This is a genomic window from Roseibium sp. MMSF_3544 (assembly GCF_030732845.1).
Classification (GTDB): Bacteria; Pseudomonadota; Alphaproteobacteria; order Rhizobiales; family Stappiaceae; genus Roseibium.
This window is the reverse complement of the sequence record NZ_JASHKA010000012.1, coordinates 161,835-176,429: the sequence shown is the minus strand read 5'-3', so window position 1 is coordinate 176,429 and position 14,595 is coordinate 161,835. Positions and strand designations below refer to the sequence as shown.

13 protein-coding genes are annotated in these 14,595 nt (G+C 56.9%); 11 read left to right on the top strand and 2 right to left on the bottom strand.

From position 1 onward, the window contains the following. Positions 1-234: 234 nt before the first annotated feature. The 5 genes from RBB47_RS18565 (at position 235) to RBB47_RS18545 (ending at position 4,258) form a co-directional block, all read left to right on the top strand. Complete coding sequence (locus RBB47_RS18565) at positions 235-834, top strand: DUF1285 domain-containing protein (protein WP_305987367.1); 600 nt, start codon at positions 235-237, stop codon at positions 832-834. A 64-nt stretch (positions 835-898) separates the two neighbouring features. Beyond that, positions 899-1,549, top strand: coding sequence for a CoA pyrophosphatase (locus RBB47_RS18560; protein WP_305987366.1), 651 nt, complete (start codon positions 899-901; stop codon positions 1,547-1,549). Continuing rightward, complete coding sequence (locus RBB47_RS18555; RefSeq protein WP_305987365.1) at positions 1,549-1,809, top strand: DUF6111 family protein; 261 nt, start codon at positions 1,549-1,551, stop codon at positions 1,807-1,809. Before RBB47_RS18560 ends, RBB47_RS18555 begins: the two co-directional genes overlap by 1 nt. A 4-nt stretch (positions 1,810-1,813) precedes the next feature. Then, complete coding sequence (locus tag RBB47_RS18550; RefSeq protein ID WP_305987364.1) at positions 1,814-3,052, top strand: CCA tRNA nucleotidyltransferase; 1,239 nt, start codon at positions 1,814-1,816, stop codon at positions 3,050-3,052. 111 nt (positions 3,053-3,163) lie between these two features. Further along, on the top strand, positions 3,164-4,258 hold the full coding sequence (locus tag RBB47_RS18545) for an HD-GYP domain-containing protein (RefSeq protein WP_305987363.1): 1,095 nt from the start codon (positions 3,164-3,166) through the stop codon (positions 4,256-4,258). 34 nt (positions 4,259-4,292) lie between these two features. Here RBB47_RS18545 and hemF read toward each other — a convergent pair whose 3' ends face one another. Continuing rightward, a complete protein-coding gene (gene hemF, locus RBB47_RS18540; RefSeq protein WP_305987362.1) occupies positions 4,293-5,219 on the bottom strand; it encodes an oxygen-dependent coproporphyrinogen oxidase in 927 nt (308 codons plus the stop codon). Between the two features lie 40 nt (positions 5,220-5,259). Further along, a complete protein-coding gene (locus RBB47_RS18535; protein WP_305987361.1) occupies positions 5,260-5,736 on the bottom strand; it encodes a tRNA (cytidine(34)-2'-O)-methyltransferase in 477 nt (158 codons plus the stop codon). Between the two features lie 298 nt (positions 5,737-6,034). Here RBB47_RS18535 and RBB47_RS18530 point away from each other — a divergent pair, with 298 nt between their 5' ends. The 6 genes from RBB47_RS18530 to RBB47_RS18505 all read left to right on the top strand — a co-directional run bounded on the left by RBB47_RS18530 (position 6,035) and on the right by RBB47_RS18505 (position 14,461). Further along, positions 6,035-7,822, top strand: coding sequence for an ABC transporter ATP-binding protein (locus tag RBB47_RS18530; protein WP_305987391.1), 1,788 nt, complete (start codon positions 6,035-6,037; stop codon positions 7,820-7,822). Between the two features lie 96 nt (positions 7,823-7,918). Next, on the top strand, positions 7,919-8,320 hold the full coding sequence (locus RBB47_RS18525; protein WP_305987360.1) for a DUF2177 family protein: 402 nt from the start codon (positions 7,919-7,921) through the stop codon (positions 8,318-8,320). 173 nt (positions 8,321-8,493) lie between these two features. Continuing rightward, positions 8,494-9,810 (top strand): methyl-accepting chemotaxis protein, encoded by a 1,317-nt coding sequence (locus RBB47_RS18520; protein ID WP_305987359.1) that lies wholly within the window; start codon positions 8,494-8,496, stop codon positions 9,808-9,810. Between the two features lie 130 nt (positions 9,811-9,940). Next, on the top strand, positions 9,941-11,803 hold the full coding sequence (locus RBB47_RS18515; RefSeq protein WP_305987358.1) for a bifunctional diguanylate cyclase/phosphodiesterase: 1,863 nt from the start codon (positions 9,941-9,943) through the stop codon (positions 11,801-11,803). 388 nt (positions 11,804-12,191) lie between these two features. Then, positions 12,192-12,620: a hypothetical protein gene (locus RBB47_RS18510; protein WP_305987357.1), complete on the top strand. Its 429-nt coding sequence runs from the start codon at positions 12,192-12,194 to the stop codon at positions 12,618-12,620. Between the two features lie 2 nt (positions 12,621-12,622). After that, a complete protein-coding gene (locus tag RBB47_RS18505) occupies positions 12,623-14,461 on the top strand; it encodes an ABC transporter ATP-binding protein (RefSeq protein ID WP_305987356.1) in 1,839 nt (612 codons plus the stop codon). Positions 14,462-14,595: the final 134 nt, after the last annotated feature.

The window sequence follows — 14,595 nt, the reverse complement described above, 5'->3', positions numbered from 1 at the left end:
GAGGGCCGGGGCATTGTCTTTAGTTGCTGCGACTCATGCAGTCTGACACCATATAATTCCGTAGATAAGGCGCAATTGTGCGCCATACAGTGGAAAGGTCCAAGATTCTTTCTGCGCACTGGGGAAAAGCGTGGGCTTGCCGGAACGAACTGCAGGTCCATTTTCGATGAATGAGGCACGGACTCGTCAAAATTCCGTAGGCCTTGGAATTGCAGCTACAGGACCTTGAAACGCATGTCGGATGAACACGCTCCTTTAGCAACCACGATGCCCGAAGGACTGAAAGCGCTGATGAGCCGGGCGGATGCGAAAGACAAGACACCTCCGCCCGTGGAAAAATGGAATCCGCAGTTTTGCGGGGATCTGGATATCAGGATTGCTCGAGATGGCACGTGGTATTACCTAGGGTCACCCATCGGACGGCAGCCATTGGTGAAATTGTTCGCCTCTGTTCTGCGCAAGGACGAGGACGGCAAGCATTATCTCGTCACGCCCGTCGAAAAGATTGGCATCACGGTCGATGATGCGCCTCTCCTGGCTGTGGAGATGGCGGAAGGCGGCGAGGGTGATGAACAGCAACTGACATTGCGGACAAATCTCGGTGATCTTGTCCCAGTGGGTACAGAACATCCGCTTCGATTCGAAAAAGAACCAGACAGCGGCGGTCTGAAACCCTATGTTCTGGTCAGAGGCCGTATCGAGGCCCTCTTCACACGTGCGCTGATGTATCAGCTTGCGGAGCTGATCGTTGAACGCACCGGTCCGAACGGTCCGGAAATGGGTGTCTGGAGTGGCGGACAGTTCTATCCCATCGACCCGGAATTGCTGAGATAAAGCCCCTTTGAAGGAGCAGGTGTGTGATTTTGCAACGACCAAAAAGAGTGGGCAGCCCGACTGAATGACCGTAACGCCCATAAACGAAATGCTTCACCGGGGCGACTGGGCAGCAGACCTGCGTGACCGGCTCTCGGCAGCGGAACGGACCAACGACCGTTCCGAGACCGGCGATCATGTGCTCAATCCCGATCTGCCGCCTTATGCCAGGTGGGACGGTCCGCCGCGGGATGCCGCTGTTCTGATCGGTATTCTGGAGCGCGGCGGCGGTCCGAGCGTCGTGTTGACACAGCGGACCGGACATTTGAACTCGCATGCCGGGCAGGTTGCGTTTCCCGGCGGAAAAATCGACCCGACCGACGGGGGGCCGGTTGAGGCCGCTCTCAGGGAAGCGGACGAGGAAATTGGTCTGGCTCCGGGCCACGTGGAGCCGCTCGGCAACCTGGCTCCTTATCTGACCGGATCGGGCTACCGCGTCATTCCGGTGGTGGGTGCCATCAGGGATCTGTCACCATTTCATCCCAATCCCGACGAAGTCGACGATGTTTTTGAAGTGCCCTTGAATTTTCTGATGAATCCGGCCAATCACCAGAAGCTCAGCCGCGAATGGCAGGGCAAGCGGCGTTACTTCTATGCAATGCCCTTCGGAGAACGCTACATCTGGGGCGTTACCGCCGGAATTATCCGATCCTTCTATGAGACGGTCTATCGCTGATGCTGCGTGTTGCACTGACCCACCTGGTCCTGTTTCTCCTGCCTTTCATCTGTTACGCGATCTGGCTGTGGCTGACCAAAAGAAGCAAGGACCCGGACCGCTGGGCGAAAGGGCCACTGGCCTGGCTCACGGTCAGTGGGCTTGGTCTGGTCATCGCGGGTTTTGTGGTCATGTCCACGTTGAACCGCGGGCCGGAGGGCACGGATTACCGGCCGACGCAATACAAAGACGGCGTCTTTGTGCCCGGTGGGTTCGAATAGTCCGATGACAGTCGATGTCGACGATAAGCTCCGTGACGCGGATTGGTTGCGCGCACCTGGCATTCAGGATGTCTTTTCGGCCGTCGAACAGGACGGCGATGAGGCCCGCGCCGTTGGTGGCGCGGTGCGCAACACTCTGCTCGGCCATCCGGTTCCGGACATCGATATCGCCACCACCGCGAGCCCAGAAGACGTCATGCGACGTGCCGGGAAGGCAGGGTTGAAACCGATTGGAACCGGCCTCGACCACGGCACAATAACGGTCGTCAGTCACGGATTTCCCTACGAAGTCACCACGCTGCGCGAAGACGTTGAGACGTTCGGACGCCAGGCTCGCGTGGTCTTTGGCCGCGACTGGCAAAAGGACGCGATGCGCCGGGATTTCACGATGAACGCGCTTTACGTGGACCGGCAGGGACGCCTGCATGATCCGCTTGGCGGGCTGGACGATTGCCTGGCGCGCCGTGTCCGCTTCATCGGTGATCCCGACAGCCGTATCAAAGAAGACTATCTTCGAATTCTAAGGTTTTTCCGGATTTACGCTGCCTATGGTGAAGGTGACCTCGACCCGGAAGGGCTCGGGGCCTGTTTGCGTCAGCGGGACGGACTGCGGCAGCTTTCCGCAGAGCGGATAGGTCATGAAATGAGGCGTTTGCTGCGCGCTCCGCTCGCTGCATATGCTGTGAAAATGATGAACGATTGCGGTCTTTGGGAGATCGCAACGGGTGGCCTCGCCCGCATGGACGACTACGAAGCCTTGCGCCAACTGGACGACATTGCGCCCGAGACGCGAGATCCCGAGCTCGCGCTTGTGGTGCTGGCCGGGTTCGTGCGCGAGGACCTGGAACGTGTGTGTGAGCGGTTCCGGCTTTCAAACGCTGAACGCAAACGCATCCAGACAGCGTGGGCTGCGAAAAAGATGCTGCGCCAGTCGGAAGATGTTCCTAGCGCCGCTTTGCTTACCTATTCCTTCGGCAAGCAGGGGGCCATCGACGGTCTGCTGGCAATCTGGGCGGTCGACAAGGCACGCGGAACAGAGGATGCGGACGCGCTCAGAGACAGGTTGTCTCTCATCAGGGCGCAGGCCGTTCCGGAGTTTCCGCTGAAGGGTGCGGACCTGATCGCTTCCGGCCACGCGGCAGGCCCTACCCTCGGCGTGCTTTTGAAGCGCCTGGAAGGTGAATGGCAGGAAAGCGGTTTTTCCTTAAGCAAAGAGCAACTTCTTGCGCGTTCAACGCAGTAATTTTAGCGTTTTTTTAAAAGAAAACCCGTCAAATGGCGGGATAATTTCTTTTTGCTGACCAACCGGAATTCAAGCTTCCATATCGGTTTGCAGGGCGCGACGAGACAATCGATGGAAATAGTTCTCATATCAGACGGACCGCTTTCACTTGATTCACCGGTGAGAAAGCTGCCGTTTTTCTTCCCTGCAAGATTGATCGATATGGACAAGGTTTCACCGCACACAGTGGGTGAGGGCAAGCTTGCGATCGTCGAGCTGTTGGGATCGACCGACGCCGGGCTGACTGCCTTGAAATCCTCCTGGGCGAGCATTGCCGAAATTCCCGTGATTTGTCTTATCTCGCAGAAAAACCGCAGAGAGGCCGTCCAGGCTGCCGCGCTGGGCAAGACGAAGACGATGGAGCGCGACGCGCCGTTTGCGCTGCTGCTGAAAGAGGTCAAGGTGCTGACCGGATCGGATCCGAATGCGGCCTTGCCCAGACGGACCCCTGAAGACACAGCCGCGGCCTACAGGAACTGCAATGCCTTTCTTGAGAGCCTGTGTTTCTCGACGGTTGAAGGCGCCAAGATCCGCGTCAAGCTGATGAATGAATGTGCCGAAGACCTGCTTTTTGCGCTCAACCGCGACGGTCTTTCAAGCTGGCTTTCTGCCGTACACACGCATCACAGCGAAACCTATCGCCATTCCCTTCGTGTTGCCGGCCTTGCAGGCATGCTTGCCAAGCAGCTTGGCTGGGACGACGAAGACTGTGCGGAAGTTGTCGCGGGCGGATTGGTTCACGATATCGGCAAGATGCGGATACCGCTGACAATTCTCGACAAAAAGAGCAAGTTGACGAACGAGGAACGGGCGCTTGTCGACAGGCACCCGGTGTTCGGTCGTGATATCTTGAAGTCACGGCTTGAAGTTCCGGCGGACATCAAGAGGATGGCCATCCAGCACCATGAATTTCTTGATGGTTCGGGATATCCGAACGGCCTGCCGGGCGAGCGTATCATTCCCAAGGTCCGCCTCATGACGGTGTGCGACATCTACACCGCACTGACGGAAGAGCGTCCTTACTGTGAGAGTGTGCCCGCACGCAGTGCCATCTCCATGATGAAGGACATGGGTGCCAAGCTTGACCAGAAAATGGTGACCAGGCTTGCAGAGATGATGCTGGGGCGCGAAATGGGCGCCGTTACCCGGGCCGCCCCGGCCGCATAGGCGTCGTCGCACCTGCTTCGCAGAGAAACCTAACTTAAGGCCATTTCACGACCGGCGGCATGGACGAGAGGATGGAGGCGACGTTGCCTCCCGTTTTCAGGCCGAAAATCGTGCCCCTGTCATAGAGCAGGTTGTATTCGACGTACCTGCCGCGCCGGACGAGTTGTTCCTCGCGGTCGGCTTCGGTCCAGGTCTTTTCAAAATTCCGGCGGACGAGTTCCGGATAGACAGCCCAAAATGCCTTGCCCACGGCTTGCGTGAACGCAAAATCGGCGTCCCAGTTTCCGCTGTGCAGATAGTCGTAGAATATGCCGCCAATCCCGCGCGGCTCGTTGCGGTGTTTCAGGAAGAAGTAATCGTCGCACCAGGCTTTGTAGGCATCATAGTCGGCCACGTCGTGTGCATCGCAGGCGTCCTTCATCGCCTGGTGAAAGGCGACGGTGTCGGGATCTTCCTGTGTTCGCCGGGCATCCAGAACCGGCGTCAAGTCCGCGCCGCCACCGAACCATTGGCGCGTTGTCACCACCATGCGGGTGTTCATGTGCACCGCCGGTACGTGCGGATTGTGCAAATGGGCAATCAGACTGATGCCAGATGCCCAGAAGCGGGGATCTTCCAACGCACCCGGTATCTGCCCGCGAAACTCCGGCGAGAATTCGCCGTGCACGGTCGAGATATGGACACCGACTTTTTCAAAGACACGGCCATGCATAAGGGCCATGACACCGCCGCCACCTTTTTCGCCGCTGCTGTCAGTCCGTTCCCAGGGTGTGCGTTCAAACCGGCCTGCCGGTTGGTCTGCAAGGGGACCACCAAGCGTGCCGATCTCGTCCTCCAGATCTTCGAAGGACTTGCAGATCCGGTCGCGCAAGTCCTTGAACCACAAAGGAGCGGTTGTCTTCTTGTCTTCGATACCGTCCGGGATAGGGCCGCCGCGATTTTCCGGGCTCGGTGCGTTCATGTGATCAACCCCAATTGAAAAGTAAGTAGAAAGCCCGGGATCAGCCTTCAGGATTGTTTTTAGGAAATGTGTTGGTCTGCCGCAAGACTTCCCCAAGCGCCATTCCTGTCGAGACGGCGACATTCAGCGAACGCATGCCTTCGATCATCGGAATCGTCAACCTTGCGTCGGCAAGTTCGTGGATGCTTTCAGGTACGCCGGTGCTTTCCCGGCCCATCAGCAATATGTCGTCAGCTCGGTATTGAAATTCCGTGTAGATGTCTTCCGCCTTGGTCGTCAGCAGGACCAGCCTCTGGTTTCGCGTCAGGCGGAACAGCTCAAAATCGGCAAAACTCCTGTGCCGCCGCATTGAAGCCCGCTCAAGATAGTCCATGCCCGCCCGCTTCAGGGCGCTGTCGGAAATCGGGAAACCCGCCGGCTCTATCAGATGGACGGTCACGCCCAGACACGCGGCCATCCGCAGGATCGTGCCTGTGTTCTGGGGAATGTCCGGTTGGTAGAGGGCAATGTCTGGCATCGGCTTTTCGATCTCGTGCTTTGAGAGCGCGCTGGGATATCAGCTTAATCGGCCCTTGTCATGGACAACAGGTCGTGGCCGCTGGTTTTACCCAGCTGTAATTTTTGCCAGACAATTGCATTGCAAAACTTCGAAATCCCACGCGAGTGTTTCACTCAATTTATTGGCCCAGACTTCCCTCAGAAGCGTAGGATGAGGAAAAGATTCGATCCTGCTCTCCTGGAGACGTCACGTGTCCCCGCTCTTTCATTTATTCGAAACCTGGATTGACCCGTTTCGATCAGCGCCGCCAAAGGATATGCCGCGCGGCGGCGTCGCTTTTCTGTTTTACTTCGTCAGTCAGGTGCGCTGGCCCTTTGTAGCCATGCTGGTTCTGGGCGGTGCGTCCGCGTTCGTCGAAGTCACAGTCTTCAACTTTCTCGGACGGATCGTGGACCTTCTGGAAAACGGCAACCGGGCAACTTTTTTCAGCGACCACGCCTGGACACTGCTGACCATGGCCTTCGTGGTTCTGGTCCTTCGAGCCCTGGTCAATTCACTGATGGCACTCGTGGAGGAACAGACCGTTGTTCCGTCCTTTTTCAATCTCGTCAGGTGGCAATGCCACCAGCGCGTGATGCGGCAAAGTCTCAGCTATTTCCAGGATGACCTTGCCGGCAGGCTTGCGCAAAAGGTCATGCAGTCGGGCATGTCTGCCGGAGACTTCATGATCAATCTGCTACAGGTTGTGTGGTTCATTGTCGTTTATGCCGTCACGACATTGGTACTTGTGACGGAACTCGACTACAGGCTTGGAGCGATTGTTGCTCTCTGGCTGGTCTGTTTCGCGCTCACCGCCCTTTATTTCGTGCCGCGCATCCGCGATGCCTCTAAGGAAACCGCTCACAGCTATTCAGGCGTGACCGGACGTCTCGTGGATACCTACACGAACATCCAGTCGGTGAAACTCTTCGGCTCCACGCGGGAGGAAAACCACGGAGCCAGAGGGGCCGTTGAAAACTTCATCGGCAAATTGCAGCGGTTCACCCGGTACCTGACGTCAATCCGGATGACCATGTCGCTGATCAACGGCGTCATGATTGTCTCCGTTACCGCGATGGCGCTGAACGTCTGGCAAGATGGTGGCATAAGCACGGGCCATGTCGCTTTCGCGCTCAGCCTGATCCTGCGGCTCAATATCCTGCTCAATCGGCTGTTCAACCAACTCAACGGCTTGTTCCGTCATTTCGGGTCCCTGCAGGACAGCATGGAGACAATCGTAAAGCCTGTCGTGCTGACCGACATGCCCGATGCGAAGGACCTTTCCGTCGCAAAAGGCGCGATCCGTTTTGAGAATATTCGCTTCCACTACGGCAAGGATGGTGGCGTGATCGATCATCTCAACCTGTCGATCCAGCCTGGAGAACGTGTTGGCCTGGTCGGGCCGTCAGGAGCGGGCAAGACCACACTCGTCAGCCTGCTGCTCAGGTTTTTCGACCTGGAGGACGGATGCATCTCGATAGACGGCCAGGACATCAAGTTTGTCGCGCAAGATTCGCTTCGCCGATCGATTGGCATGGTGACGCAAGATACCTCGTTGCTGCACCGATCCATCCGCGAAAATATTCTCTACGGACGGAGCTCGGCGAGCGAGGCGGAGCTCATCGAGGCGGCAAAGAAGGCACATGCGTTCGATTTCATTCAGCAATTGGAGGACAAAAGGGGCCGGACCGGCCTTGATGCCTTCGTCGGGGAGCGGGGTGTCAAATTGTCGGGCGGACAGCGCCAGCGGATCGCAATTGCCCGCGTCTTGCTGAAGGACGCACCGATCCTTGTCCTGGACGAGGCCACGTCCGCGCTCGATTCTGAAGTGGAAGCTGCGATCCAAGAAAACCTGCAAAGCCTGATGGCCGGGAAAACGGTCATTGCGATTGCCCACCGGCTTTCGACGATTGCAGCAATGGACAGGCTTATCGTCATGGACCAGGGACGCATTGTTCAGCAGGGAACACACCAGTCCCTGCTCGCGCAGGAAACCGGGCTTTATGCGCAGCTTTGGCATCGCCAGTCAGGTGGCTTCTTGAAAGCGGACAGCGTGCTGGCGTGATCGACTGAAGCGGCGATATCCCCGTTTCAGACGCTAGCAGTATGATCTGCCCACGCGTGGCAAGCGTAATGGGACAGTCTTTATACTGAGGATTCCATGTTTCAGCTTGTTACTGCCTATGTCGCGACCGCGATTGTTTTTCTTGCGGTCGACTATGTCTGGTTGTCCCAGGTGGCGACCCGATTCTATTTCGATCGCATCGGGCACCTTTTGATGGACAAGCCCAACATGGCGGCTGCCGGGGTGTTCTACATAATTTACGTGATCGGCATCGTGGTGTTTGCCGTCGCTCCAGCCCTGAAATCCGAGAGCCTCGCAACCGCGATCATTTATGGCGCCATGTTCGGCTTTTTCACGTATGCCACCTACGACGTGACCAACTACGCAACGCTGCGCAACTGGCCGGTTATTGTGACTGTCGTCGATGTCGCCTGGGGGACCGCACTGTCGGCCTTTTCCGCGGGCATGGGATATACGCTCACACGCATGGTGACCTGACGAAACAGCAACCGGGCAATATCAGGCCCGAATCTACGGGGAGTACGTAGTTGCCCTAGGGCTGACCGTTACTGAATTTTTACAAGCTCCTACTTAGACTGTTGCAGCGCCGGTCGTCCGCAATCTGGGCGCGATATCCGCACGGAAACGGAACTCAGGTGGGATTTGCCGAAATGCTTTCGATAAAGGGCCGGTTTGTTGCCATGGTTCTCACCGCAGCTGTCATCATGATGGCTGGAACGGCATTCGCATTCTATTCCTTCCGCCAGGCCCTGCTCGCAAAGATCGGGTCGTCCGATGGGGCACAAGAGTTTCTGTCCGGTGATGTTGCGGGAAGCATCGATGCGCTGATCGTCGAGCAAATCTTGACGGTCGGTCTCGTTGTATCGCCCATCGGTTTTGCTTTTCTGGGTCTGGCGGTCGTTTTGGCGCTGGGCATTGCCAGGCCGCTTGCGCGTTTGCAGAGCGGGCTCGACAAACTGTCGGACGGACAGCTTGATATTGTCATCGATGGCAACGAACGCAGCGACGAAATCGGAGCGATCGCACGGTCCGTGACGGCTTTTCGGGAGAATCTGGCGGAAAGGGCGCAGGAGCAGGCACGCCAGGAACTTGCTCACCAGGAAACCCTTGCCGGTGAACGCAAGGCACTCATGCAAGATGTTGCCGACGATTTCGAAAAGTCCGTTCTCAGCGTTGTTTCCGCGCTGACGCAAGCGGCGGGCAGCGTTGAGCAGAATTCCAGCCATCTCAATCAAGCCGTGGGTTCATCGCTCCAGGAGCTGGGAGACGTCCGCCGGGCAACTGAAGACGCAACGGCTTCGGTCGAGACCATGTCAGGATCGGCTGACCAATTGTCGCAATCGCTGGCGCGCGTCAGGGAAGATGTTGACCAGGCAACGGATGTCGCAGGTGTTGCTGTTGAAGAAGCGCGCAAGACAGACGAGATTGTCGGCCGCCTGTCTGAAACGGGACGTGCGATCGGCGAGATTGTCGACCTGATCAGTCAGATCGCCAGCCAGACCAATCTTTTGGCCCTGAACGCGACAATCGAGGCGGCGCGTGCCGGTGAGGCGGGGCGGGGGTTCGCGGTCGTTGCCAATGAAGTCAAGGCATTGGCCGAACAGACGACTAAGGCCACAGAGGATATATCTGCGCAGGTGGCATCCGTCCAGGAAGTTGCCGAGCTCTCCGAAACGGCAATCCGCTCGATTGGAGCGACGATCGGAAAGGTGAGTGACATTTCCTCCGCAATCAGGGACGCGGTTGAACTGCAGTCGTCCGCAACACAGGAAATCAGCAGCAGCGCAACCACAGTGCGTATGAGCACCGGCCAGGTTTCGAACACTGTGGACACTTTAAGCCATGTGATGGAAGCCAGCCGGTCAGCGACCGATGAGATGCTCGGCGCGTCGGCAGAACTCGGCAATCTGTCTGAAAGTCTGCAATCGCAGGTACGTCAGTTCCTTCAGAGTGTCAGAGCTGCGTAGGAGTTTTCCGGTAAAGTCGAGAAAAAAACTGTCAATAATAACTATATTTTCGATTTTCGCTATTTAGGGTTTTTTTCAAGTTCTTTTGGCAGAATTACCTCAACCGGGTTGAGACTAATAACACACCTGCATGATAGAACTTCTAGCCGCTTGGCCAGTGCAATATCTGTTTTTTGGTATCGGGGCAGGGGTAATACTCTTCCCCGCGGTGTTTTTTGTTGGCCGCCGGATCTCGAAGCAGTCGGCCTCTAAGGACAGGTTTGAATTCGGCAACGATGCCGCAATCCTCAAGACCGTTGTTGAACATGCGCACGAAGGCCTTGTCGTGCAGGACATTTACGGGCGCATTGAATGGTCCAATCCCGCCTATTCCCGCATCACCGGCTATTCGGCGGAGGAAATTCGCGGCAGGCGGCCTCAGGAATTCATTCTTCCTCCCGACAAGCAGCTTGCTCCGGACGAAATCGAGAACTTCAAGTTCGACCTCGGCAAATTTTCCTCTGGCTTCAAGGAACTGATTCTCAATCGCAGGAAGAACGGCGAATTCTTCTGGAACCAGCTGACCTTTGCACAGGTGGAAGGCGATACACCCGACAAGGCAAAGATGATCATCCTGTGTCAGGATGTGACCCGAGAAGTCGAACGGTTTGCAGAGCTTGAAGAAACGCGCAAACGATTGAAATATCAGGCGGAGCACGATGAGCTTACCGGCCTTGCGACCCGCGCAAGGATGACCTCCTTTCTGCAGGACAGGCTCTCGTCGGCAACGGACAAGGACGCCAAGGTCGGCATCATTCACTTCGACCTCGACCACTTCAAGGACATCAACGACAGCCACGGCCATAGCGCCGGCGACGCGGTGCTCCGGCATGTGGCGGATGTTCTCAAGACCGTCTTCAAGGACTTTGGTTTGGTCGCACGGGTCGGGGGCGACGAGTTTGTTGCCGTCGTGTCCAAACCGGACGGTCCGGAACAGATGGAGCACCTGGCTCAGCGCATCTTCGACAGTCTTACGCGGCCGATCATGGTCGAACGGCACCGATTGATGGTTGCAGGAAGTGTCGGCCTTGTCCTGGCGGATGCCGGAAAGACCAGTCTGGCGGAGATCGTCAACCGGGCTGACATTGCGCTTTATGCGGCCAAGAAGGCTGGCCGGGGCCGCTTCTCCTGGTATACGGAGGCCCTTGGAGCAGCCCACAGGCACCGGCGCATGAGCATGGCCCAGCTTGACCACGATCTTGAAAAGGGTCGGCTGACACTGCTCATGGAACCCCAATACAGCCTCGCGGACCGTCGCATCACCGGATACGAGGTGTCTCCACACTGGCTGCATCCATCCGAAGGACTTGTCGATCCGACCAAGCTGCTGTCTGTGCAGGAGGACATGAAGCGAATTGCGCAAGTCGAACGATTCGCCTTGCAACACGGCCTGTCGGAAATCAAACGCCTGCGCGATGCCGCGAACGTGCCATTATCAATGTCCGTCAATCTGACTGCCGCAAGTTTCGGAGAACACGGTATTGAAAGCAGGCTCGAAAGCCTTTGCGAAGAGGCGGATGTTGCGTTCAACGACCTCATTCTTGAATTCGATCAGCAAATCATCCGCTTCGACGAACCCGGCAGCCTGCAAAAGGCGATTGAAAGACTGTCCGGTATCGGCTGCCGGATCGCGCTGGACGAGGTTGGCAGCGGACATGGCGGCGCCGGTCAGCTGATCCGCCTGAGCGCGCATCTGCTTAAACTCAGTCCTTGGCTGGTCGGCGATCTTGAGACCGACGTCAACAAGCAATACCTGGCCCAATCAATTATCAATCTGGCTGGCAAATTCGAATTTCAGGTCATGGCGGTGGGCGTTGACACACCAGGGCAGCTGGAAATCCTGAAAGACCTTGGGTGCCAGTTCATTCAGGGGGCGATGATTTCAACACCGCTCTCGCCGCGCGAGGCGGAATTGCACCTGCACGAATTTTCCGGACGCGACCGGCTGCCCTGACACTTTGGTTCGGGTCTGCGACTCGGTTGTGTCCGATTGGCAACAGCTGTCAGTTACATGCCGCACATGAACGCATTGCCTCTTTTCAACTTCGCCAAAAACGGTTACCACACCTCCCAGTCAACTTTACCTTGTTGACACTGTTACCCCAGTGGCCGCCCGGCCGCGCAACCAGGAGGGCTTAAATGATAGATCATTGCATGATCCCAGTACTTTCCGCCCATACTGGTGGCCTAAAGGTATTTGTCTGGCAGCGTTAGGCGCCGACCTACCTCTTCTCAATCAATAGCTTTGCGGTGACCGGCTTAAGCCGTCCCATGCGCTGCACGCCCTTATTGCGCGTGTCTGCCGTCACCATACGACGTGATCCCGTTTCGGAGTTGTTCCGATGAATTCGCAATATCCGCAGAACCTGTCCGCTTTCGCGGACCGTCCGGATTTTGAAGTGCCTTCCATGCAGCGGCCGCCAGTGGGTCCTGGGCGCAGGTTCAGGCGTGCCCTGGTTTACGTTTGCACATTCCTTGGGGCGACACTTGGTGTTGCCGTTGTGCTGTTCGTTCCGGTTTTCCTATTCAATCTGAGCCGGATCGAGGCCCTTGAGATCGCCGGAAGGCATGTTCTGATCTCCGAGTTCTTTGATGAACTCAGCGCCTTGTTCTGGGGCACTGCAATCGTTGCCCTGGCATTCACAAGTTTGATGACCGGCCTGTTCTACATGGCGGCCGGAACGACAATTCGTCCGCGCTCACAACGGCCCGGCAGGGAAGATGCTCTGACGCATCTGACTGTGTTACGTTTGAGCCGGTCTGAGAGGTAGATATGTTCGACCGTTTCGAAAAGCTCGTTGATCCTTTTGAGAAAACCGAGCTTGACGTACCGCCGAAAGGCTTCTGGGCCTTCTGTTGGTACTACACCAAACCTGTCTGGCCGATCCTGGCCTGCGTGTCGCTGTTCGGCACGCTGGTCGCCCTGATCGAGGTGTATATTTTCACCTTCCTCGGGGACCTGGTCACCTGGCTGGAAAAGTCGGATCCGTCGACCTTTCTGGACGACAACTGGCCAACGCTGCTGTTCATGCTCTTCATCCTGCTGGTCCTGCGGCCGGCCCTGGAAGTGCTTTGGCAGCTTTATTTTCACCAGGGCTTGATGGGCAACTATCCGATGTCCATCCGCTGGCGGGTGCATCGCTATCTGCTCCGGCAAAGCGTCTCATTCTACCAGAATGACTTTGCCGGGCGGATTGCGACAAAGCTGATGCAAACGGCGCTTGGCGTGCGTGAGGTGATATCGCGCATGGCTGACATCATGGTGTATGTCGCTGTCTACTTCACGGCTGCGGTCATTGTTGTTGCCGATGCCAATTTTTGGCTCAGCTTGCCGTTTGTTGTCTGGCTTCTGGCGTATCTTCTGACCATCCGCGTTTTCGTACCGAAACTGCGCGATGTTTCAAAAGAGCAGGCGGATGCCCGATCACTCATGACGGGGCATGTTGTTGATGCCTATACCAACATCACCACGGTGAAGCTCTTCTCCCATGCCGACCGGGAGGAAGCTTACGCCCAGAACTCGATGATGGGTTTCCTGAAAACCGTCTTTCACCAGATGCGTCTGGTGACCGGGCTCAATCTGGTTCTGGTGTTCATCAACATGCTTCTGCTGACTTCGATCGGTGGACTGGCGATTATGCTTTGGCAAGCCGGAACGGTGACGATTGGTGAAGTGACGGTTGCTGTTGCGTTCGTCCTCAGGCTTCAGGGCATGTCGCACTGGATCCTTTGGGAGCTTGCCGGTCTCTTTGAGAACATCGGGACGGTCCAGGACGGGATCACCACGATTTCCCGCGAACGGGAAGTAATGGACGTGCCGGATGCAACGCCCCTGGTTGTCGACAGGGGGGAGATCCGGTTTGAGAACATCCGCTTCCACTACGGCAAAAAGGCCGGGGTGATCGAGGATCTCAGCATGACGATCCAGCCAGGTGAGAAGATCGGTCTGATCGGGCGCTCAGGTGCGGGCAAGTCGACGCTGGTCAATCTGCTCTTGCGGTTTTACGACCTGGAAGGCGGCAAGGTTCTGATCGACGGCCAGGACATCTCGCGCGTTCATCAGGACGATATCCGCGCGAATGTCGGTGTCGTCACGCAGGACACGTCTCTGCTGCACCGGTCGATCTTCGAAAACGTTGCTTACGGCAAGCCGGATGCAACGCGCGAGGACGTGGAAGCTGCGCTGCAAAAGGCCCATGCGCTGGAGTTTGTTGGAGGGCTCACCGACATGGAAGGCCGCAAGGCTTTGGATGCTCATGTCGGAGAGCGTGGCGTCAAACTGTCCGGGGGACAGCGGCAAAGGATCGCGATCGCAAGGGTGCTCTTGAAAGACGCACCTATCCTTGCCCTGGACGAAGCCACCTCCGCGCTGGACTCCGAAGTCGAGATCGCCATTCAGGAAAGTCTGTTCGACCTGATGAAGGGCAAAACCGTGATCGCGATCGCCCACCGGCTGTCGACCATCGCGGCGATGGACAGGCTGATTGTCATGGACAAGGGTCGAATCATCGAAGAGGGGTCCCATCAGGACCTTCTTGAGAAAAACGGCCTTTATGCGCAGCTCTGGCAACATCAGTCCGGCGGCTTCCTGGCGCCTGTTCAGGCGGCATAATTCACAAAACGAGACAGCGGGACCGGGATTCATTTGAATTCCGGTCTTGCGCACATTCCCCAAAAAAGGGCAGAAAAGCGACGGGGCGCTTTTTTTGCCTGCGACATATGCGTTTTGATCCATTTGTTGATCTG